This is a genomic window from Streptomyces sp. NPDC097617 (genome assembly GCF_044761485.1).
In the GTDB taxonomy this organism is placed as follows: Bacteria; Actinomycetota; Actinomycetes; order Streptomycetales; family Streptomycetaceae; genus Streptomyces.
The window spans coordinates 21,093-40,995 of the sequence record NZ_JBIWCL010000008.1; the positions used below are offsets into that span (position 1 = coordinate 21,093).

Consider the following 19,903-nt stretch of genomic DNA (forward strand, 5'->3'; position numbering starts at 1 on the left):
TCCCCGGCAAGGGCGGGCCGGGAGGGCCGGCCGGGCCTACGCCTGGTGGTGGGCCTGGGTGATGAGGTCCGTGGCGACCTCCAGGGCCGCCAGGCGGGTCTCCTCCGGGTTGCCCTCCACGTGCTGGAGGAACATCATCCCGGCGTGCAGGGTGAACAGCGCGCTGACGCAGCGGACCTGGTCGGTCAGCGGGCCGTCCTGCGTGCGGAGCAGTTCCACCAGCGTGAAGAGCCGCTTCTTGACGGTCTCGCCGATGCTGAGCTCGCGCGTCGTCGCCTGGTTCTCCTGCATGAACCGGTACAGCACCGCGCCGCCCGCCATCGCCTCGCTGTAGCGGCGCAGCACCTCGCGCTTGGTCTCCAGGGTGCGCGGCTGGTCCTGGGCCCAGGTGATCAGCTCGTCGATGGGCCGCGTCAGGTCCTCGAAGATGCTGATGATGATGTCTTCCTTGGTCTTGAAGTGGTAGTACAGCGCCGCCTTCGTGACCTCCAGCCGCTCCGCGATCTCGCGCAGCGACGTCTTCTCGTAGCCCTGTTCCGCGAAGAGCTCCAGTGCGACGTCCTGGATGCGCTGACGCGTGTCGCCGCGGCGTCGCTGCGGACTGCTGCTGGACATGGCTCTCCCAAGATTACTTACTTGACGCCCGGCTAGTTGCGGGTCTACCTTCCCCATTGTAGTGAACTAGCCGGGCGGCAAGTAAGTGCCAGTGCGGGACGAGTGCGAGTAGTAGGGCCAGGGGAGTGGACATGGTGGACACAGTCAAGCCTGCGGGGACCTCGGAGGAGGTGAAGCCGCGCAGCGTACGGGTCGTCCTCATGGCGCTCATGATCGCGATGCTGCTGGCCATGCTCGACAACATGATCATCGGCACCGCGATGCCCACGATCGTCGGCGAGCTCGGCGGTCTGGAGCACCTGTCGTGGGTGGTCACCGCCTACACGCTGGCCACCGCCGCCTCCACCCCCATCTGGGGCAAGATCGGCGACATGTACGGGCGGAAGGGCTCCTTCCTCGCCTCCATCGTCATCTTCCTGATCGGCTCCGCGCTCAGCGGAATGGCCCAGGACATGGGCCAGCTGATCGGCTTCCGCGCGATCCAGGGCCTCGGCGCCGGCGGTCTGATGGTCGGCGTCATGGCGATCATCGGCGACCTGATCCCGCCCCGCGAGCGCGGCAAGTACCAGGGCATGATGGCCGGCGTGATGGCCCTCGCCATGATCGGCGGCCCGCTGGTCGGCGGCACCATCACCGACCACATGGGCTGGCGCTGGTCCTTCTACATCAACCTGCCGCTCGGCGCGGTCGCGCTGGCCATGGTCACCGCCGTGCTGCACCTGCCGAAGAAGCGGGCGCAGGGCAAGATCGACTACCTGGGCGCGGCGCTGCTGACCATCGCCATCACCTCCACCGTCCTCGTGACGACCTGGGGCGGCACCGAGTACGCGTGGGGCTCCGTCGAGATCCTCGCCCTCATCGCCGTCGGCGTCCTGTCGACCGCCGCGTTCCTCTACGTGGAGACCAAGGCCGCCGAGCCGGTCATGCCGCTGCACATCTTCCGCAGCCGCAACTTCACCCTCATGTCCGTGATCGGCTTCCTCGTCGGCTTCGCGATGTTCGGCGGCGTGCTCTACCTCCCGCTGTTCCAGCAGTCGGTCCAGGGCGCCTCCGCGACCAACTCGGGTCTGCTCCTGCTGCCCATGCTGCTCTCGATGATGCTCGTCTCGCTGATCGCGGGCCGCGTCACCACCAGCAGCGGCAAGTACAAGATCTTTCCGATCGTCGGCGGCGGGCTCATGGTCGTCGGGCTCTTCCTGCTCGCGACCATGGACACCGACACCACGCGCCTGATGTCCGGCGTCTACATGGCGGTCCTCGGCGCCGGTCTCGGCTTCCTGATGCAGATCACCATGCTCGTCGCGCAGAACAGCGTCGAGATGAAGGACATGGGAGTCGCCTCCTCCTCGGCGACCCTCTTCCGTACGCTCGGCGGCTCCTTCGGTGTGGCCCTGATGGGCTCCCTGTTCACCACCCGCGTCACGGACACCATGTCCGAGCGCCTGGGCCCGGAGGCGGCCGGAGCCGCGGGCTCCGCCCAGCTGGACGCGGCGAGCCTGGCCAAGCTGCCCGAAGTGGTACGCGACGCCTACCAGCACGCGGTGGCCGCCGGCACGCACTCCGCGTTCCTGCTCGGCGCGGCCATCGCCGTACTGGGCTTCGCGGCGGCCTGGTTCGTCAAGGAAGTCCCCCTCCGCGGCGCGGGCCCGTCGGGCCCGTCGGCCCCGGCGGACGGCGACAAGGCGGCCCCGGCCGCACAGGAGTCGCTCGCGCACTGACCGCGCACGCACCGCACCCGCCGGAAGGCGGCGCCACCGGGACGACCGGTGGCGCCGCCTTCCGGCATGTCGGGGCGCGGCTGCTCGGGGTCGTCCGTCTCGCAGGAGTGCGCCGGCGCATCGGCGCGGGCCCGGGACGGGGTGATGTTCACCAACGCCCGCCGGTCCGGCCGGGAGGGCGGGACTTCCGTCACCAGTTTGCGGCCCGGGCGGAGGGTGGTCGGTTCGTCCGCCGGCCGGGCGGGCTCGTCGTGCGTACGGCCATGGTGGTCCGGGCCGCCGACCTGTCCGTCGGTGAACCTCCTTGCGCGTGCGCGCACTTGGGGTGCACCGGCCCGCAAGCATGGACTTGCCCCGTTTCAGGCCCGTTCGCCTGGGCAGGTAGGGAACTCCGTGGAGGACTAAAGCCCCATCGGTCCCATGGGTCCCATTACATGCAGCTTGGCGGCTATTTGACTGGAACTTCCCAGCGGGGATGAACGTCCTGATCCACAGAACGCTCGCAAAGCGGATGGGGAGTGGACAGTTCATGAGTTTCTTGGCGCGTGCGAACAAGAAGGGCGTCCGGGCGGGGGCCGCCGTCGTGGCCTCGGCCGTGGCCGTCGCGGCGACCGCGTGGGGAGTGACCGCCCTGGTCGAGCCGGGCGGAACCGCCGCCTCCCGGCAGAACGTGGCCCGGCCCGGTGCCACGGACAACTCCGGCCGCGGTGACGACGGTCGGCCGCAGGGGATACCCGAGGGCATAGCCCATGCCTCCGAGAGCGGCGGCAACGCCGTCAACATCACCATCGACGACGGCCCGGACCCCCGCTGGACCCCGAGGGTCCTGGAGGTACTGCGGCGGCACGACGTCAAGGCGACCTTCTGCATGGTCGGACCGCAGGCCAAGGCCCACCCCGACCTGGTCAAGAAGGTGGTCGCGGCCGGCCACCGGCTCTGCGACCACACCATGAACCACGACACCGCCATGGACAAGAAGCCCGTCGCCTACCAGGAACAGCAGATCCTGGAGGCCAAGAAGCTGATCGAGGAAGCCGCGGGCGGCGGCGCGAAAGTCGACTACTACCGCGCCCCGGGCGGCGCGTTCACCCCCGACAGCCGGCGCATCGCCGCCGCGCACGGCATGCGGCCGCTCGGCTGGAACGTCGACACCAAGGACTTCGACAAGCCGGGCACCGCCGCCATCGTGGGCGCCGTCAAGCGCGAGATCGGCAACGGCCCCACGGTGCTCTTCCACGACGGCGGCGGCAACCGCGCCCAGACCGTCGACGCCCTCGACCAGGTGCTGGCCTGGTTGAAGGAGCAGGGCCGGCCCACCGGCTTCCCCGTCCGTACCGCCCCCGACGCCCCGGAAGCGTCCGACGCCCCGGACGCCGCGAGCGGCTCCGGCGGCTCCGGCGGGTCCTGACACGCCGTCCGCCGGGCGAACGGGTGACGGTCGACCGCGCGGCCCCGTCCGCGTTGTTCCCTGGTCGGGCGCGTGCGCACGTGCGCACGTACGACCGACCAGGAGGCTCCTGTGGCCATCGCCCCCGCCCGACTGTCCGACCCGGTGGTCGGCGCCCTCGTCGCCGCCGTCAACGCGCACGACAAGGCCGCCTTCCTCGCGGTCCTGACCGCCGACGCGACCATGTCCGACGACGGCTCCGACCGCGATCTGCACGACTGGATCGACCGGGAGGTCTTCGACTCCGGCGGCCACATGGACGTCCAGTCCGAGTCCGACGGCGGCCGCACCCTGCTCGTCAACTACCGCAACGACACCTGGGGCGAGATGCGTACCACCTGGCGCTTCGTCATCGCCCCCGGCGGCGGCCGGATCAGCCGCTTCGAAACCGGTCAGGCCTGAGCGGACTCCTTGCCGGATTCCTTGCCGGACTCCCGCGCGGACCCCAGCCCCCGTGCCACGCCCAGCACCGCCGCCGTCAGGCGGTCGTTCTCCGGCGCCCGCCCGCCGCCGACGCCTCGGCCTGCTCGGGCGTCGGCCGCATCTCCAGCACCGGCTTCCAGCGGCCCTGCTGCGAGGCAGGGAGACCCAGGTACAGGTCCAGCCCGTACGGGGCGCGCACGCGCTCCTCGTACTGCTCCTGGATCGACCTGCCGGTCGCCCGCCGCACCACCTCGCCGGTCAGCGCGCCGATCACGAAGGCGTGGTAGACGTAGGCCTCGCCCGGCTCCCAGAACGGCTTCTGCGCGGCGAGCCGGGCCGCGATCAGCGCGTCGTCCGCGATCTCCTCGTAGCCGAGGCCCTCGGTCGTGTTGATCAGCCCCGATCGGTGCGCGAGCAGCTGGCGCAGGGTCAGCCGCTCCTTGCCGTCACCGGTGAACTCCGGCCAGTACGAGGACACCTGACGGTCCAGGTCCAGTACGCCCTCCTGCACGAGCAGCGCCACCACCAGGTGCGCCGCGCCCTTGGTGAGGGAGAAGACCCCGCTGACGGTGTCCCCGTCGGTGTCCTCGCCGGCCCACAGGTCGACCACGCGCCGGCCCCGGTGGTGCACGACCAGCTGGGCCTCGGGCGAGTGGGCCTGCGCCGCGGCGAAGGCCGCGAACTCCTCCCGCACCGGCTCCCAGCCCGCCGCCACCGTGCCGTCCACGTACTCGCTCATCGGATCCCCCGTAGATCGCATCGTCATATCCGCTCACGGCCAACGGGAGTTGATCACCGGGTACTCCGGGCTCCCGGAACCGGGCGTTCCCGTACGGGTGAAAGCGCGCCCGGCGTCGTTCCGGCCCGCCGGAGGGCCCCGTTGGACCGGGCATGAAGCGCACCCGCATCGCCGCTCTCGTCCTCGCCACCGCCTCGGCCGCCCTCGCGCCCCTCCTCGGGCAGGCCGCCACCGCCGCGGAGGGCGCGGTGTACCTCCAGGACCCGGCGGGCGGCGAGAAGACCATGAAGTCGATGTGGACCAAGGACGAGATGCACAAGGTGGAGGGGCAGCTCCGCTTCCACCCGGGAATCCAGTACAAGACGGTCAACCGCCCCGGGCCCGCGGCAGCGCCGGAGTACGAGCGCCGCTCCGGCGACCCCAAGACCCTGGCCTGGCTGCCCTCGTACGAGTTCGCCTGGTCGGTCTCGGACTCGACGGTGGTCAAGAAGGCGGTGACGGTCAAGGAGGGCGCGCACCCGATCGTCGTGCACGCCGTGCTGCGCAACGCGGACCGGGTCAAGGTCGGCGAGGTGCGCAAGGAGCTGGCGGGGAAGCCGCCGACCGGGCGCGAGAAGGTCGCGGGCGGCAAGCGGATCGCGTGCGACACCGGGGAGTACACGGTGGAGTGGTCGGTCACGCGCTCGGGCTACGGAACGCTGGGGGGCACGCTGCGCTGGAACTCCAGCTGCGAGCAGTACCGGACGGCGTTCGCCGAGAACCACGGGCAGCAGCGCTGAGGGGCCGGGTGGAGGCCGGCCGCCCCGTGCACCTTGTGGGTGCCCGTCGGGCGACTGGGCCGCGGCCTTGGATCAAGTGCCGTAGTGGCCATGGTGCCGCACGGGGTGGTCTGCGGCATGGGTCGAAGGTCCCGTGTCGAGGGACTTCTTGGCGCTCTCAGTGCTTCTTGGAGGCCCGGGAGGCCTGCGAGGCGATGTCTTCCAGGACGAGCTTCGGTTCGCCGCCCGGTTCGACGGCGCGTCCGATGTTGCGCTTGATGGTGTCGCTGACCGTCAGCCAGGACGGGTCGTTCACCGGGTAGAGCTGCGCTCCGCGCAGCGCGTTCAGGAACTGCGTGTCGTTCTTGTCCAGGCCGCCCCCGGCCGGGGTGCGCGAGGCGGTGACGGTCGACGGCAGCAGGTGGTAGCGGCCGGCGAAGTCCGACAGGTTCTTGTCCTGGTAGATGAAGTCCAGGAACTTGCCGATCTCCGCGCGCTTCCCGTTCTGCTTGAAGGCCATCATCCAGTCGGCCACACCGACGGTGGGCGGCACCTCCCCGACGCCGAGGTCGTCCGAGACGGGCATGGAGATGGTGGCGACACCGATGCCCTTGGCGCGCGCCTCGTGGGCGAGCGAGGGATAGCCGTTGACCATGCCGACCTCGCCCCGCAGGAAGGCGGCGAAGGCCTCGGCGCGGTTCAGCTGGGAGGGCGGGGTCGGGCCGGTGAGTCCGGGAGCGACCAGCTGTTCCTTGACCCAGTTCCAGGTCTCGATGTTCTGGTCGGAGGCCAGGCTGTAGTTCCCGCTGCTGTCGGCGTACCCGCCGCCGTTGCTCAGCTCCCAGATCAGCGCCTCGGCGTGCGCCTCCTCCGGGCCGAGCGGCAGGGCGTACGGGAACTTCACGCCCTTGTCCTTGAGCGCCTTGGCGTCGGCCTTCAGATCGGACCAGGTCTTGGGGGGCTCCTTGATGCCGGCCTTGGCGAAGAGCGCCTCGTTGTAGAACAGGAGGCGGCTGCTCGCCACGAAGGGCAGGCCGTAGAGGGTGCTGCCGACGGAGCCCGCGTCGGCGAGCGGTTGGAGGAAATTCGCCTCGGCGGTGATCGAGAGGAGTTCGTCCGCGGGATAGAGCTCCCCCTGGGCCGCGAAGTCCGAGTAGGAGCCCATGAGCGCCATGTCCGGCGCCTTGCCGGCCTTGACCATACGGGAGACCTCGCGGTCGATGTCCGCCCACGGCAGGAGCTTGACGTCGACCTTGATTCCCGGGTTCTGCTCGGTGAAATCGGCCGTCATCTTGTCCCAGAAGGGCTTGGAACTGGTGGCCTGGCTGTCGCCGTATTCGGCGGCGACCAGGTGCAGCGTACCGCCGTCACCTGCACTGTCTCCGGAGCCACCACATCCGGCCAGCGGTATCAGCAGACCGAGCACGGCCGTGGTGGCGGTCGTGCCGGAAATTCTTCTTCGCACGGGTGTATTCCCCTGATTTTCTTTTGGATCCCGTTATTACTTATGAGTCGCTCCGGGTTGAGGTGTCCCTCGATGGCCCGTTGGCCGGAATTCTCTCCTGAGGGAGGGGCGGTTGATTCCATTGGGGGCCCACTTGTGGTCAATGCTCCAAGTGGAGCTTTTCCGAATGGTATTTTCCGATATGTGATCCACGAAATGGACGCGCGTAGACATGCCGAAAAGCCCGTTTCCGGTCTCGGAAACAGGCTCCAGGGATTTTTTCGGGTGCGGGTGCTGCGGGTGCTGCGGGTGCTGCGGGTGCGGCCGTGGTTCGGGCTAGTCGGCGAACTCGCCGGCGTACGGGTCGGGCTCGCCCGTCTCCGGATTGCGGCCCTCCTGCCAGCGCCGCTGGGCCTTGCGCCAGTGCACGAAGCTCAGGTGGCCGCCGTCCCAGAAGGTGATGCTGACCGGGCTCACGTCGAACTCGTCGGAGCAGAGCCGGTAGAGGAATTCGGCCATGCCGTACGGATACACCGCGAAGGAATCGGCGGTGTGCCGCCCGCAGACCAGGACCGGCCACCGGTCCGGGTCGGGGTCGGAGGTGAGCCAGCACAGGATGTCCGACCCACCGGTGACGCCCCAGGCGATGATCGACTCAGGGTCCACGTCGAAGGCGGACCGGCCGCCCTCCGCCTCCCAGGTCTGCCGGGCGTTGTCGGTCTCCTCGGCCATCCCGGCCGGTTCCCACTGGAGTCCGGGCTTGGGCAGCGGCAGCAGGATGCTGGCCTCGCCGTTGATGGAGCCCGCGCCGAAGCGGCCCATGAAGGCGATGAAATCGGCCGGGAACCGGGTCCCCCAGACGGCCTCCACCGCCGGCCAGTCGATGTCCTCGTCGGCGCCGTGCGTCGCCGGCATGATCTGCTCCAGCGCCTTGATCCGCGCGTTCTCCGTCATGCCGCTCCCCTGATACCCCAGCTCAACCGCCCCAACCTAGCGCCAGCGGGCAGCCTCGCCTAGCGGAGCGTGAGACGCCCGGGTACGTCCACCGTGACGGTGGCCCCGGCATGCAGGCCCCAGCCGGCCATGGCGCCCGCCGCCGCCTCCAGGACGTGCCGGGCGCGCAGCCGGGGCAGGCCGAGGCGACCGGGCGTCATCGTGACCACCGCGAGCACGCCGAGTTCCCGGTCGAGGTACGCCACGTCGATCGCGAAGCGCATCCGGAACGTGTGCACGCTCGCCGCGGGGGTCAGCAGCATCGCGCCGTCGATCCCGTCCCGCCCGAGCAGCCCGCGGGTCCGCGCCCCGTACGAGGCCGCGACCTCGAGCGGGATCTCCGTAGGGTCCGCGCCGACCCGCAGTACCGCGGGGCCGTCCTGCCAGTGCGCCATGGCGGCCACCTTAGGGGGTGTCCTACGGTCGCCGGATGATGGGTGCGCTCGTGATCGTTCTCGCCGCCGGGTACGGCGTGGCCGCCGGACTCCTGCTGCCGCGTCCCGCGTACCGCCTCTCCGTCGAGCCCGGGGAATCCTGGCGGGGCAGCTGCCCGCAGGGGCACCGGCTGGCGGGCTGGGTCGGCCCGGCCCGCTGCCGGCCGGCCACGGAGCCGCCCGGGCCCCCGCACGGTTACGGGCGCCGGGCCGCGCCCGTGGCCGTGCTCACCGCCGGGGTCTGCGCGCTGCTCGCGGCCGCTGTCGGGGCGCGCCCGGAGCTGGTGGCCTACGCGGGCCTCGCCCCGCTGCTCGTGCTGCTCGCCCTCGTCGACCGGGCTGTGCACCGGCTGCCCGACGTAGTGACCCTGCCGCTCGCCGCGGCCGTCGCCGCGCTGCTGGGGGCGGCCGCCCTCGCGCCGGGCTCCGCCGGATCCTGGCGGCTCGCGCTGCTGGGCGGCGGCGCGCTCGGAGCCGCGTACCTGCTGCTCCATCTGATCAACCCGGCCGGCATGGGCTTCGGCGACGTCAAGCTGGCGCTCTCGCTGGGGGTCGCTCTTGGGTGGTACGGGTGGGGGGTATGGTCCGCGGGAGCCTTCCTCGGCCTCCTCTACGGGGCCCTCTACGGGCTCTTCCTGCTGCTGCTCGGCTCCGAACAGGGCCGTCAGGGCTACGCGTTCGGCCCCTTCATGGCCGCCGGAGCACTCACCGGAGTGCTGCTGGGTGGTTTCGGAGCGTAATCGTGGTGCGCCAATGCACGCAGCATGCTTTACGAAGGGTTATGGTGGAACCCCCCCCTCGGGCCGGTCCGTATCCCCCCCACGGACCGGCCCGTTTTTTGTTTTCCTGCATCTCCGCCGCCCCTGGCGGCAAATGCGCAGGTCAGCCGCGCTGGGCCCAGATGTTGGTGCCGGGGGTGGAGACGGCGAGGGAGTCAATCTCCTTCAACTCGGCCTCGGTGAGCGGTGCGGACGCCAGCGCGGCCACGTTTTCCTCCAGCTGCGGCACGCTCGACGCGCCGATCAGGGCCGAGGTCATCCGCTCGTCGCGGAGCACCCACTTGAGCGCCAACTGGGCGAGGGACTGCCCCCGGCGGGCCGCGATCTCGTTCAGGCCGGTCAGCCGGCGGAGCACCTCGTCCGAGAGCAGGTCCGGATCCAGGGACTTGCCCTGCGCGGCGCGCGAGTCGGCCGGGATGCCCCCCAGGTACTTGCCCGTCAGCATGCCCTGCGCGAGCGGGGCGAAGGAGATGCACCCCATGCCGGCGTCCTCCAGGGTGTCCAGCAGGCCGTCCTCCTCCGTCCAGCGGTTGATCATGGAGTACGAGGGCTGGTGGATGAGGGGGCGCACGCCCATCCCGCGCAGGATCCGCACGGCCTCGGCCGTCTGCTCCGCCGTGTAGGAGGAGACACCCGCATAGAGCGCCTTGCCCTGCTGGACCGCGGACGCGAGGGCGCCCATGGTCTCCTCCAGCGGGGTCTCCGGGTCGAAGCGGGTCGGGTAGCCGGGGGTCATTGCTGAACCCCCGGCCCCCTCAGAACCGGGCGTGCGGCTTTCACCGCACCCGGCTCAAGCACGTCCTGTGGGCTGCTCTGCGCCTTGCCCTCAAGAGCATGGCGCTGGTGGTGGCACTGCGTGTGCAGGAGCACCAGATTCTTGTAGTCGTTGGTCCCGCCGTGCACCCGGTAGATCATGTGGTGCACGTTCAGGGCCTTTCGGCGCGCGTCGAACCAGGCGATCCAGTCGTGGACGTTGTCCGGTTCGAACTCTGCGCCTTCTACAAGATCCAGACCGCATTCCGGGCAGAGACCCTTCTGCTTCGCTGCCAGGGACTGGAGAAACTTGCTCTCCGTCTCCAACTTGCTCCGCTTGCTGGCCCTGTCCTTCCAGTACTGCGTCAGCGCCGGGTCATCCTTCGAATGTGAATCCATGACCGGGACGTGACGGACGATCTTCGTGTGGGCGGCCGGAGTGATGTACCCCGTGTCGTCCCCGAAGATCCAGCGGTTCTGACTTCCCTTGATCCGCTGTTTCCAGTAGTGGCTGGCGATCCAGACCCTTCCCTTCCTCCGGTGGTTCCTGTTCGCCCACTGCCAGAGCTGGTTGAACAGAAGCCAGTCGAGGTGTTTGAAGGCATCCTTCGAGCTCCACGGCCGGTAGTACGCGGTCCACCCCCGGATGAACGAGTTCACGTGACCGATCAGACGCTTGGTCTCGTGCCCCCGGTTCTCCCGGATGATTTCCCTGATACGTGCCGCAGCTCTCTTCATGGCGTCCTTGCTCGGCCTGATGAGAGTGATTCCATTGCTGTACCGGCGGACGTTGCCCCCCAGGAAGTCAAAGCCTTCGGTGAGGTGTACGACTCTCGTCTTCTCCTCATTGAAGGCCACCCCCCTCGGTTTGAACCATTCCGCCAGCCGTCGCTTCGACTCATACGCCTGCTCCTCCGTGTGACACATGACCACGAAGTCGTCCGCGTACCTCACCAGTGCGGGAGAGTCTTCCTTGGCCGCCCTGTGGGCGCCCTTCTTGCGGTAGACCACGCCCGCTGCCTTTTCCATCCCGTGGAGGGCAATGTTCAGGAGAAGAGGACTGATTACGCCACCCTGCGGAGTTCCCTCCGGAGTGGGCGCGAACCTTCCCTTGTCCATTACCCCAGCCTTCAGCCATCCCAGGATCATTTCCCTTGCGGGGAATTTTCCGAGAGATGTCATCAGGTGCTGGTGGCTGATGCCGTCGAACGCCGCCGAGAGGTCGGCGTCCAGCACCCACACCCTGTGAGCCTGCTTCTTGCCGACGATCTGAAAGATCGCTGCCATCGCGTCGTGGCAGCCCCGTCCGGGGCGGAAGCCGTAGCTCCTCGCCTCGAAGCGGGCCTCCCACTCGGGCTCCAGGGCGTTCCTGACCCTGGCCTGCTGCACCCGGTCACGGATGACCGGGATGCCCAGCGGCCTTGTCTTGCCGTTGGCCTTCGGGATGTATACACGCTTTACCGGTGACGGCGTCACGTTCTTCTCCGCGATCAGATGCCTCGCGAGGAGGCCCCTTTCCTGCGGGGTAAGAGCCGTGTCGCCGTCCACGCCTGCCGTCTTTCTCCCCCTGCTCACCTGTGTTACCCGCCGGACACTCAGCAGAGTGTTCGCCGTCGAACGCAACATGAGCTTCTGGAGGTTCCTGACCTTAGGCATGTCGTATTCCTGAGCAGCCTTGAAGATCCTCTGCCTAAGCCTTCTTACGTCCGCGTCCACCCGGTTCCAGTCAATGCTGTGCCAGGCTTCGGCGTCGTCGCCGGTTTCGTTCCAGAAGGACTTCCGTCCCACGTTCTCGTCCATCTGTCCTCCCTGTCTAACGTGCACCGTCGTTATGTCGGCGTTGGTTTGCTGGTTCTTCAAGGACGAACCTGGTCCGCGTGGGCCCCCTTTCGGGTCCGGCCATGAGGCCGGTATCCACCGGGTTATAGCTGGAGGGTGGAGCCCCTTTGTCCAGCCTTTCCCCTGGGCTTTCACCCCAGTGGCATTCGCTTCTCGGACCATCCTGCGCCCGCAGAGGTTCTGTGCCTTTGTTACCTCCGGCCTACCCCCATCTCCGGGGGACCTCTACGGGGTTGTCTAGTTCCGCACAACCAAGTTGCGTTCGGGGTGGGTGCCGTCTCTATCCCGGGAGCCACGGTGACCTATCCGCGCCTTCACAGCCGGCTTGGCGGATCGTGTGAGGGAATCTCACCCTCTGCTCATTTTCCGCCCGGTTGCAACCCACTAGGGCGGTTTGTTCTTTACGAGACCTCAATGACGATTCACTTACGTTCACCCGTCCGAACTTCCACCGGACCCGTACCGTTGCAGTGGACGCTTCGGCCTTCGGTCGCGAACTCAGGCTTCACACGAAAGGATTACTCCCGACGCATGCTGAGCGGTGGACGGTCCATTGGTCACAGGACCGGCCTGCCCTTATCTCCTTCCGGGCAGGCCCTTGATTGTGCGACTTCTAGCCGCACTGCGAGTAGAAGATGTCGACGTAGTCCACGCCCATCCGCTTCAGCGAGGCGTCGAGCGAGCTGAGCAGGTACTTGCGGCTGCCCCACTCGCCGTACGGCCCGGCGTGCATCAGGTAGCCGGCCTTGGTCGAAAGGATCAGCTCGTCGCGCAAGGACGCGAAGTCCTGCGAAAAGATCTTGCCGAAATTGAGCTCGGCCGAGCCGGGCGGCGGACCGTAGTTGTTCGCCAGGTCGAAGTGGGTGATGCCGAGGTCGAAGGCCCGGCGGAGGATCGCCCGCTGGGACTCCAGCGTCCTGTCGTCGCCGAAGTTGTGCCAGAGGCCGAGGGAGATCGCGGGGAGCTTGAGGCCGCTGTGGCCAGTGCGCCGGTACTCCATGGAGTCGTAGCGCGAGGGCTCTGCCCGATAGGGATTGGTATCAGTCACGTTGTCCTCCCTATCACGGACTTGTGACAGACCGAGTTGGGTACCCGATCCCGGCGCGCAGTAATGTGGCGGACTCGGGGGTGGGACCGCATTTCGCACGGGGGCAAGGCACGGAGGGGCTGGAAGATCGTGAAGCTGCGCGACCTGGTGTACAGGCTTTATGCACGCCGGGTGGAGGGCCGCCTCGACCATGACGCGGCGCCCAAGCACATCGGCGTCATCCTGGACGGAAACCGTCGCTGGGCGAAGGCGTCCGGAGGGACGACGGAGCAGGGCCACCAGGCCGGAGCGGACAAGATCTCCGAGATGCTGGGCTGGTGCACCGAGACGGACGTCGAGGTCGTCACCCTGTGGATGCTCTCCACGGACAACCTGGACCGGCCCGAGGTCGAGCTCCGTCCGCTGCTCAACATCATCGAGAACACGGTGCGGGGCCTGGCCGCGGACGGCCGCTGGCGCGTCCACCACGTCGGCAACCTCGACATCCTGCCCGCCGGGACGCAGAACGTCCTGAAGGAGGCCGAGCAGGCCACCCACGACGTGGACGGGATACTGGTCAACGTCGCCGTCGGCTACGGCGGCCGCCAGGAGATCGCCGACGCGGTCCGCTCGCTGCTGCTGGAGCACGCGCGCAAGGGCACCTCCTTCGAGGAGCTCGCCGAGATCCTCGACATCGACCACATCGCCGAGCACCTCTACACCCGCGGCCAGCCCGACCCGGACCTCGTCATCCGCACCAGCGGCGAGCAGCGACTGTCCGGATTCATGCTGTGGCAGAGCGCGCACAGCGAGTACTACTTCTGCGAAGTCTTCTGGCCCGCCTTCCGCAAGGTCGACTTCCTGCGCGCCCTGCGCGACTACGCGGCCCGCCACCGGCGCTACGGCACCTGAGTACCTCGGGCCCCGTCACCCCCTCCCCTCGAAGCCTTCACCAGGGATTCACCGAGCGTCCGTCATATGCCATGGCATGGCCTGGCCTGTTCGGGGAATATCCCTTTCAGGTCGATGCCCGATCCACGGGTGTCGTGTCTCAGCGGACGGCATGGGGTCGTCCGCCCGGGAGGCCCTTTGCACCAGGACGCACGTGCGGTTCGCACGGTCGGATTGGAGGGCCGGAAATCGGCCCTGGCATGGGTGCCGATGACCGGTCCGGTCTTCATGGCCCGACCTCTTCCGAGGGGGTACGTCCTTCCGTGGTGACCAGCACAAAGAGCCGCCTGCAAGACAGGCGGACCTACGTCCTCGATACCAGCGTCCTGCTGGCAGACCCCAATGCGATCTCCCGCTTCGACGAGCACGAGGTCGTGCTCCCGATCGTGGTGATCACCGAGCTGGAGGCAAAGAGGCACCATCCCGAACTCGGCTACTTCGCGCGCCAGGCCCTGCGCCTGCTCGACGACTTCCGGGTTCGCAACGGTCGCCTGGACGCCCCCATCCCGTTGGGCGATCTGGGTGGCACCCTGCGTGTCGAGCTCAACCACTCCGACCCGAGCGTCCTGCCCGCCGGCTTCCGGTTGGGGGACAACGACTCGCGGATCCTCGCTGTCGCCCGCAACCTCCAGGCCGAGGGCTACGACGTCACGGTGGTCTCGAAGGATCTCCCACTGCGCATCAAGGCCTCCTCCGTGGGGCTGATGGCCGAGGAGTACCGCGCGGAACTCGCGATCACCGACGCCGGCTGGACGGGCATGAGCGAGCTCGCCCTGTCCGGGGAGCAGGTGGACCTCCTCTTCTCGGAGGACCGCCTCTACGTGCCGGAGGCCGCGGAGCTGCCCGTGCACACCGGACTGGTCCTGCAGTCCGAGCGCGGCAAGGCCCTGGGAAGGGTCACGGCTGACGGCAATGTGAAGCTCGTACGGGGCGACCGCGAGGCCTTCGGGCTGCACGGCCGCAGCGCCGAGCAGCGCATCGCCCTGGACCTGCTCCTCGATCCCGAGATCGGGATCATCTCGATGGGCGGCCGGGCCGGCACCGGAAAGTCGGCGCTGGCGCTCTGCGCGGGGCTGGAAGCGGTACTGGAGCGCAGGCAGCACCAGAAGGTGATGGTCTTCCGGCCGCTGTACGCGGTGGGCGGCCAGGATCTCGGCTACCTGCCCGGTGACGCGTCCGAGAAGATGAGCCCCTGGGCGCAGGCGGTCTTCGACACCCTCTCGGCGGTGGCCGGGCGAGAGGTCATCGAGGAGGTGCTGACCCGCGGGATGCTGGAGGTCCTGCCGCTCACGCACATTCGCGGCCGCTCGCTGCACGACGCCTTCGTGATCGTGGACGAGGCGCAGTCGCTGGAGCGCAATGTCCTGCTGACCGTTCTGTCCCGGATCGGGGCCAATTCGCGGGTCGTTCTGACCCACGACGTGGCTCAACGGGACAATCTGCGGGTCGGCCGGTACGACGGAGTCGTCGCCGTGGTCGAGAAGTTGAAGGGCCATCCGCTCTTCGCCCACATCACGCTGACGCGTTCCGAGCGCTCCCCGATCGCCGCGCTGGTCACCGAGATGCTCGAAACCCTCTGACCGGAAGCGGCCGCACCCGGCGGTCGAATCGGTCAAAAACCTCATAGCGGGAAGGTGAGTTGGCGCCGCCCGGCAAAGGCCCGAGAGCCTAGCCGGGCGGCGTCGTGCTGCACAGGCCTTTGGCTGAATCAGTGGCGACATGCCAGGTGTGACCTTTCACACGCAGCAGAGAATTGCCTTGCAGTGTCGCGTTCCGGCAAAGTCTGGTTTCCGTCAGGCCCCGCATACGGCACTCCCCCAGACTTCGTCCGGGGGGACCCCTGTATCTCTCGTGAGGTACGCGCAGCACCACAACTCCACAGCCGATCGCCGTATGCCGCCCGAAGCTTCACGCGGCAGCCCCCGCAAGGGAGTTGTCCACGGGCCCGCGCCTCCAGTGACCGTAGAACCACGGAGGCCAGTGTCGAGGGGCACTTTTGCGCCCGCGCGGTCACTGCGGACGCTGCTGGAAGGACACCGTGTGAGCCGGATCTCGGTCCGGGGGTTCGCCGTGGCTTCGGCCACCGCGGTCACCACCGTCGGCGCAGTCGTGGGCGTTGCCACCGGCGACCCCACGAACGATCTCGAGACGACCGCATCCGGCGCGACTCTCCTTGCCGACATCCCGGTCGGCGACCAGGCACAGGTCCAGAGCGCGTCCCTGACGCAGCAGGCCGATGCCATCGCCCACGCCGCGGATGCCGACGCCAAGCGTTCCGCCGAGGAGTCCGCGCGCCTCCAGGCCGCCGAGGACGCCAAGTCCAAGAAGGCGGAGGCCGAGAAGGAGAAGGCCGAGGCCGAGGCCAAGGCGAAGAAGGAACGCGAGGAGAAGGAGCAGGCCGCCAGCCGCTCCAGCCGCGACGCCGGCGACTTCGCGCTCCAGAGCTCCTACACGGTCGCGCAGGTCAAGGCCATCGCCCAGCAGATGGTCCCGGCCGGCCAGTTCCAGTGCTTCTCGAACATCATCAACCAGGAATCCACCTGGAACTACCTGGCCGTGAACAAGTCCTCGGGCGCTTACGGCCTGGTCCAGGCGCTGCCCGGTTCGAAGATGGCCTCGGCCGGCGCGGACTGGCGCACCAACCCCGCCACCCAGATCAAGTGGGGTCTGAACTACATGGAGGACCGCTACGGCAGCCCTTGCGCCGCCTGGAGCTTCCACCAGAACAACGGCTGGTACTAGCGGCGCCGCGGCTGCGACACCGCACCGCACCGCTGCTCAACCCGGGGGAGCCCCGCACCGTCCTACGGTGCGGGGCTCCTCGCGTGTACGGTCTTCGAGGTGAGCCCGTGGATCGGGGCGGGGGAAGGAAGCGACATGGCGAAGCGGGAAGGCTGGCTCGGCCGGCTCGGGAACAGGCTGAACCGGATGGAGGCGCGGCTCAACGAGCGGCGCGCCGAGGTCGAGGCCGAGACCAGCGGCGAACTGCCGGGCTCCGGCCGGCCCGGGCGCGCGCCGGCGGGCAGGGAGGCGTCCGCGGCAGCTGCCGGGTCGGGCGGGTCCGCCACGTCCGGCGCCGCGACAGCCGTGGCCGCGCCGCCCGTTGCCCCACCGGTGACCCCCGCGCCCCACCTCGCCGCACCGACCGCGCCCACCCGCCCCGACCCGGCGAGCGTCGTCCCCTGGGGGATGCGCGTCGCCGCCGAGGCCAGCTGGCGGCTGCTGCTGCTCGCCGGGATGCTCTGGGTGCTGATGAAGGTGATCAGCGAAGTCCGCCTGGTCGTCCTCGCCTTCGCGGCCGCCATGCTCGTCACCGCGATGCTCCAGCCCTTCGTGGTCCGGCTGCGCAGACTGGGCATCCCACGCGGTCTGGCCACGGCCGTCACGGCGATCCTCGGCTTCGTCGTCATCGGGCTCGTCGGCTGGTTCGTGGTCTGGCAGGTCATGGAGAATCTCGACGACCTCTCCGACCGGGTCCGCGACGGCATCAACGAGCTCAAGCTCTGGGCGCTGGACAGTCCGTTCCACGTGACCGAGAAGCAGATCACCGACATCGCGAAGAACCTCAGCGAGACCATCGGCACCAACACCGAACAGATCACCTCCGCCGGACTGCAGGGCGTGACGGTGCTCGTCGAGGTCCTGACGGGCATCCTGCTCGCGATGTTCTCCACGCTCTTCCTGCTCTACGACGGGAAGCGCATCTGGACCTGGGCGCTGGGCCTGGTCCCGGCCGCCGCCCGGCCCGGCGTCGCCGGTGCCGGTCCGCGCGCCTGGCGCACGCTGACCGCGTACGTGCGCGGCACGGTCATCGTCGCTCTCATCGACGCCATCTTCATCGGCCTCGGCCTCTATTTCCTGGACGTGCCGATGGCGGTGCCGCTGGCCGTCTTCATCTTCCTGTTCGCCTTCATCCCGCTGGTCGGCGCGGTGGTGTCGGGAGCCCTCGCGGTGGTCGTGGCGCTCGTGACGCAGGGCGTGTTCACCGCCCTGATGGTGGTGCTGGTGGTGCTGGCGGTGCAGCAGATCGAGGGGCACGTGCTCCAGCCCTTCATCCTGGGCCGGGCGGTACGGGTGCACCCGCTCGCGGTGGTGCTGTCGGTGGCCGCCGGCGGGATGATCGCGGGCATCGGCGGAGCGGTGGTCGCCGTACCGCTGGTGGCCGTCACCAACACGGTGGTGGGATACCTGAAGGCGTACTCGCGCGATCAGCACCACCTCGGCGCCGGCATGATCGGCCCGGCCCCGCACGGTTCGACCGCCCTGGGCGGGGTACCCGACCGCGAGAACACCACGCCATAACCGCAGGGGAATCGGGAGGCCGAACGGCCGTCGCAGAGCCCTCCCCCGATCGCGTACGGGATCCCGGCCGAGTTCGAGGTGGATCCGGCACTGGACCCCTGGGCGTCGACGGACCTCCCGACCGGCGGCGAAGCGGTCGACGGTCTGGGCGAGCGGGCGCTGATCCAGTGTCACGACGAACGGCGCGGCCCCCGGTTGCGGGTGCTGGACGGTGGCGAGGTCTTCACCATGGGCGTGGACCGGTACTGGAACGTGCCCGGCCCGCCCGGGCCCGAGGCGGTGGAAGAGCCCACGGAACCTGATATTCCGTCGATCAGGGCTGCGATGATCGAAGACATGCGCCCACTGATGGCGGCACTGCGGAAATAGGTACCACGGGGGGACAGCATGATCACCGATCCGGAGCTCGGCGAGGAGTGGAAGACCGAGCCCTTGGAGCACACGCAGGCGCGGACGCCGTCGGCGGGCGAGCGGGACCGGCCCGCTCCGCGGCCGTTGTGGTGGGCGCTGGGCGGCGCCGTGGTGGCCTCTGCGGTGTGGGCCGGCGGGCTGTACGCCCTCGAGGGCCCGTCGGCGGAGCCGGAGATCTCCTACCGGGCGTCGAAGAACCTGTGCGAGGACTTCCGGGCTCAGGCGCTCGGCGCAATCACCGGGGACATGAAGAGACCGGTGAACCACGAGAGCGACCACCCGGCCGTCCACTCGGCGCGGTGTGTTCTGGAGAACGCAGGGAAGGACGGGGTGGCGACGGACTTCGTGGTGGATGTGCGGGTCGACCTCCACAAGAAGACCGATCCTTCGGCGGAGTTCGAGGTACCGCCCGCCCGCAACATCGCCTACGCGGGGGCCGGGCGCACGACAGGGGTGCCGGACCTCGGGGAGCGGGCGGTCATGACCGTGCTGCCCGGCGAGACGTGGCTGGTCCTCAAGGCACTGGACGGGGGCGCCGTGTTCACCGTCGAGGTGGCCGCCGGCACCTTCGAGGAGAACAAGGGCCGACCCGCCACGGACGCCGATGCGGTCCAGGCGGCGATGATCGAGGACATGCGCGAGCTGATGGCCGCGCTGCGCAAGAGCTGACACAGCACGGTGCCCCGCGACCGGATCCGGTCGCGGGGCACCGTGCTGTCGTACGGGGTGCCGTTACTCGGCGGCGAGGGCGGCCTCGGCGTCGAGGGTCACGGCGACGGCCTGGATCACGGAGGCGATCTTGAAGGCCTCCTGGATCGTCTCGCGGTCGACGCCCGCCTTGCGCAGGACCTGCTCGTGCGAGTCCAGGCACTGGCCGCAGCCGTTGATCGCGGAGACCGCGAGCGACCACAGCTCGAAGTCGACCTTCTCCACGCCCGGGTTGCCGATGACGTTCATCCGCAGGCCCGCGCGCAGCGTGCCGTACTCCGGGTCGGAGAGCAGGTGCCGGGTGCGGTAGAAGACGTTGTTCATCGCCATGACCGCGGCGGCGGACTTTGCGGCGGTGTACGCCTCCGGCGAGAGGTTCGCCTTCGCCTCGGGCTCCAGCTCACGCAGGACCAGCGGCGAACGGGCGGCGATCGCGCAGGACAGGACCGTGCCCCACAGCTGCTGCTGCGGGAGGTCGCTGTTGCCGATGACCGAACCGAGGTTCAGCTTCAGGTCCTTGGCGAAGTCCGGTATGGCCGACTTCAGGGAGTCGAGGGACATC

The 19,903-nt window shown here is 68.9% G+C and carries 18 protein-coding genes and 2 pseudogenes; 11 read left to right on the forward strand and 9 right to left on the reverse strand.

All coding sequences use genetic code 11. The annotated features are described in order from the left end of the window. Positions 1 to 36: 36 nt before the first annotated feature. Positions 37 to 615 (reverse strand): TetR/AcrR family transcriptional regulator, encoded by a 579-nt coding sequence (locus tag ACIQZO_RS15660; protein ID WP_403625843.1) that lies wholly within the window; start codon positions 613 to 615, stop codon positions 37 to 39. Positions 616 to 746: 131 nt separating this feature from the next. On the opposite strand from ACIQZO_RS15660, the gene ACIQZO_RS15665 reads away from it, so the two are divergent. The 3 genes from ACIQZO_RS15665 to ACIQZO_RS15675 all read left to right on the forward strand — a co-directional run bounded on the left by ACIQZO_RS15665 (position 747) and on the right by ACIQZO_RS15675 (position 4,182). Continuing rightward, positions 747 to 2,333 (forward strand): MDR family MFS transporter, encoded by a 1,587-nt coding sequence (locus ACIQZO_RS15665; protein ID WP_403625845.1) that lies wholly within the window; start codon positions 747 to 749, stop codon positions 2,331 to 2,333. Positions 2,334 to 2,862: 529 nt separating this feature from the next. Further along, positions 2,863 to 3,741: a polysaccharide deacetylase family protein gene (locus ACIQZO_RS15670; protein WP_403625848.1), complete on the forward strand. Its 879-nt coding sequence runs from the start codon at positions 2,863 to 2,865 to the stop codon at positions 3,739 to 3,741. 111 nt (positions 3,742 to 3,852) lie between these two features. Next, a complete protein-coding gene (locus ACIQZO_RS15675; RefSeq protein WP_403625851.1) occupies positions 3,853 to 4,182 on the forward strand; it encodes a nuclear transport factor 2 family protein in 330 nt (109 codons plus the stop codon). A gap of 76 nt (positions 4,183 to 4,258) precedes the next feature. Here ACIQZO_RS15675 and ACIQZO_RS15680 read toward each other — a convergent pair whose 3' ends face one another. After that, a complete protein-coding gene (locus tag ACIQZO_RS15680) occupies positions 4,259 to 4,942 on the reverse strand; it encodes a serine hydrolase domain-containing protein (protein WP_403625854.1) in 684 nt (227 codons plus the stop codon). A gap of 152 nt (positions 4,943 to 5,094) precedes the next feature. Here ACIQZO_RS15680 and ACIQZO_RS15685 point away from each other — a divergent pair, with 152 nt between their 5' ends. Beyond that, complete coding sequence (locus tag ACIQZO_RS15685; RefSeq protein WP_403625857.1) at positions 5,095 to 5,721, forward strand: hypothetical protein; 627 nt, start codon at positions 5,095 to 5,097, stop codon at positions 5,719 to 5,721. Between the two features lie 157 nt (positions 5,722 to 5,878). Here ACIQZO_RS15685 and ACIQZO_RS15690 read toward each other — a convergent pair whose 3' ends face one another. The 3 genes from ACIQZO_RS15690 to ACIQZO_RS15700 all read right to left on the reverse strand — a co-directional run bounded on the left by ACIQZO_RS15690 (position 5,879) and on the right by ACIQZO_RS15700 (position 8,532). Continuing rightward, a complete protein-coding gene (locus ACIQZO_RS15690; protein WP_403625860.1) occupies positions 5,879 to 7,165 on the reverse strand; it encodes an extracellular solute-binding protein in 1,287 nt (428 codons plus the stop codon). A gap of 315 nt (positions 7,166 to 7,480) precedes the next feature. After that, positions 7,481 to 8,098 carry an SMI1/KNR4 family protein gene (locus ACIQZO_RS15695; RefSeq protein ID WP_403625863.1) on the reverse strand — a complete coding sequence of 206 codons (618 nt, stop codon included), beginning with the start codon at positions 8,096 to 8,098 and terminating at the stop codon, positions 7,481 to 7,483. Positions 8,099 to 8,157: 59 nt separating this feature from the next. Next, complete coding sequence (locus ACIQZO_RS15700; protein ID WP_403625866.1) at positions 8,158 to 8,532, reverse strand: DUF192 domain-containing protein; 375 nt, start codon at positions 8,530 to 8,532, stop codon at positions 8,158 to 8,160. Between the two features lie 38 nt (positions 8,533 to 8,570). On the opposite strand from ACIQZO_RS15700, the gene ACIQZO_RS15705 reads away from it, so the two are divergent. After that, positions 8,571 to 9,311: a prepilin peptidase gene (locus ACIQZO_RS15705; protein ID WP_403626382.1), complete on the forward strand. Its 741-nt coding sequence runs from the start codon at positions 8,571 to 8,573 to the stop codon at positions 9,309 to 9,311. A 142-nt stretch (positions 9,312 to 9,453) separates the two neighbouring features. On the opposite strand, the pseudogene ACIQZO_RS15710 reads toward ACIQZO_RS15705, so the two are convergent. From ACIQZO_RS15710 to ACIQZO_RS15720, 3 genes and pseudogenes are all read right to left on the reverse strand, one after another. Then, positions 9,454 to 10,074 (reverse strand): annotated as a pseudogene (locus ACIQZO_RS15710) (aldo/keto reductase); the annotation flags it as partial. A gap of 8 nt (positions 10,075 to 10,082) precedes the next feature. Continuing rightward, positions 10,083 to 11,903 carry a group II intron reverse transcriptase/maturase gene (gene ltrA / locus ACIQZO_RS15715; protein ID WP_403625869.1) on the reverse strand — a complete coding sequence of 607 codons (1,821 nt, stop codon included), beginning with the start codon at positions 11,901 to 11,903 and terminating at the stop codon, positions 10,083 to 10,085. A gap of 664 nt (positions 11,904 to 12,567) precedes the next feature. Then, positions 12,568 to 12,942: pseudogene (locus ACIQZO_RS15720) on the reverse strand (aldo/keto reductase); the annotation flags it as partial. Positions 12,943 to 13,119: 177 nt separating this feature from the next. Here ACIQZO_RS15720 and ACIQZO_RS15725 point away from each other — a divergent pair. The 6 genes from ACIQZO_RS15725 to ACIQZO_RS15750 all read left to right on the forward strand — a co-directional run bounded on the left by ACIQZO_RS15725 (position 13,120) and on the right by ACIQZO_RS15750 (position 19,302). Next, positions 13,120 to 13,881: an isoprenyl transferase gene (locus ACIQZO_RS15725; protein WP_403625872.1), complete on the forward strand. Its 762-nt coding sequence runs from the start codon at positions 13,120 to 13,122 to the stop codon at positions 13,879 to 13,881. Positions 13,882 to 14,183: 302 nt separating this feature from the next. Next, the gene (locus ACIQZO_RS15730; RefSeq protein ID WP_403625875.1) at positions 14,184 to 15,500 is read left to right on the forward strand and encodes a PhoH family protein; all 1,317 of its coding nucleotides are present in this window, start codon (positions 14,184 to 14,186) and stop codon (positions 15,498 to 15,500) included. 460 nt (positions 15,501 to 15,960) lie between these two features. Beyond that, positions 15,961 to 16,662, forward strand: a complete 702-nt coding sequence (locus ACIQZO_RS15735) for a transglycosylase SLT domain-containing protein (RefSeq protein ID WP_403625878.1) — start codon at positions 15,961 to 15,963, stop codon at positions 16,660 to 16,662. 135 nt (positions 16,663 to 16,797) lie between these two features. Further along, entirely contained in the window at positions 16,798 to 18,222 is a 1,425-nt protein-coding gene (locus tag ACIQZO_RS15740) for an AI-2E family transporter (RefSeq protein ID WP_403625881.1), read from the forward strand. Positions 18,223 to 18,300: 78 nt separating this feature from the next. Beyond that, positions 18,301 to 18,591, forward strand: coding sequence for a hypothetical protein (locus ACIQZO_RS15745; protein ID WP_403625884.1), 291 nt, complete (start codon positions 18,301 to 18,303; stop codon positions 18,589 to 18,591). An 18-nt stretch (positions 18,592 to 18,609) separates the two neighbouring features. Continuing rightward, positions 18,610 to 19,302, forward strand: coding sequence for a hypothetical protein (locus tag ACIQZO_RS15750; RefSeq protein ID WP_403625887.1), 693 nt, complete (start codon positions 18,610 to 18,612; stop codon positions 19,300 to 19,302). A 63-nt stretch (positions 19,303 to 19,365) separates the two neighbouring features. On the opposite strand, the gene ACIQZO_RS15755 is transcribed toward ACIQZO_RS15750, so the two are convergent. Next, positions 19,366 to 19,902, reverse strand: coding sequence for an alkyl hydroperoxide reductase (locus ACIQZO_RS15755; RefSeq protein ID WP_030712103.1), 537 nt, complete (start codon positions 19,900 to 19,902; stop codon positions 19,366 to 19,368). Position 19,903 lies beyond the last annotated feature (1 nt).

What these genes read in the sequence shown, in the direction of transcription:
- ACIQZO_RS15660 (WP_403625843.1), bottom strand. Translation starts at nt 615, where the DNA reads ATGTCCAGCAGCAGTCCGCAGCGACGCCGCGGCGACACGCGTCAGCGC.
- ACIQZO_RS15665 (WP_403625845.1), top strand. Translation starts at nt 747, where the DNA reads ATGGTGGACACAGTCAAGCCTGCGGGGACCTCGGAGGAGGTGAAGCCG.
- ACIQZO_RS15670 (WP_403625848.1), top strand. Translation starts at nt 2,863, where the DNA reads ATGAGTTTCTTGGCGCGTGCGAACAAGAAGGGCGTCCGGGCGGGGGCC.
- ACIQZO_RS15680 (WP_403625854.1), bottom strand. Translation starts at nt 4,942, where the DNA reads ATGAGCGAGTACGTGGACGGCACGGTGGCGGCGGGCTGGGAGCCGGTG.
- ACIQZO_RS15685 (WP_403625857.1), top strand. Translation starts at nt 5,095, where the DNA reads ATGAAGCGCACCCGCATCGCCGCTCTCGTCCTCGCCACCGCCTCGGCC.
- ACIQZO_RS15695 (WP_403625863.1), bottom strand. Translation starts at nt 8,098, where the DNA reads ATGACGGAGAACGCGCGGATCAAGGCGCTGGAGCAGATCATGCCGGCG.
- ACIQZO_RS15700 (WP_403625866.1), bottom strand. Translation starts at nt 8,532, where the DNA reads ATGGCGCACTGGCAGGACGGCCCCGCGGTACTGCGGGTCGGCGCGGAC.
- ACIQZO_RS15705 (WP_403626382.1), top strand. Translation starts at nt 8,571, where the DNA reads ATGGGTGCGCTCGTGATCGTTCTCGCCGCCGGGTACGGCGTGGCCGCC.
- ltrA (WP_403625869.1), bottom strand. Translation starts at nt 11,903, where the DNA reads ATGGACGAGAACGTGGGACGGAAGTCCTTCTGGAACGAAACCGGCGAC.
- ACIQZO_RS15740 (WP_403625881.1), top strand. Translation starts at nt 16,798, where the DNA reads ATGGCGAAGCGGGAAGGCTGGCTCGGCCGGCTCGGGAACAGGCTGAAC.
- ACIQZO_RS15750 (WP_403625887.1), top strand. Translation starts at nt 18,610, where the DNA reads ATGATCACCGATCCGGAGCTCGGCGAGGAGTGGAAGACCGAGCCCTTG.
- ACIQZO_RS15755 (WP_030712103.1), bottom strand. Translation starts at nt 19,902, where the DNA reads ATGTCCCTCGACTCCCTGAAGTCGGCCATACCGGACTTCGCCAAGGAC.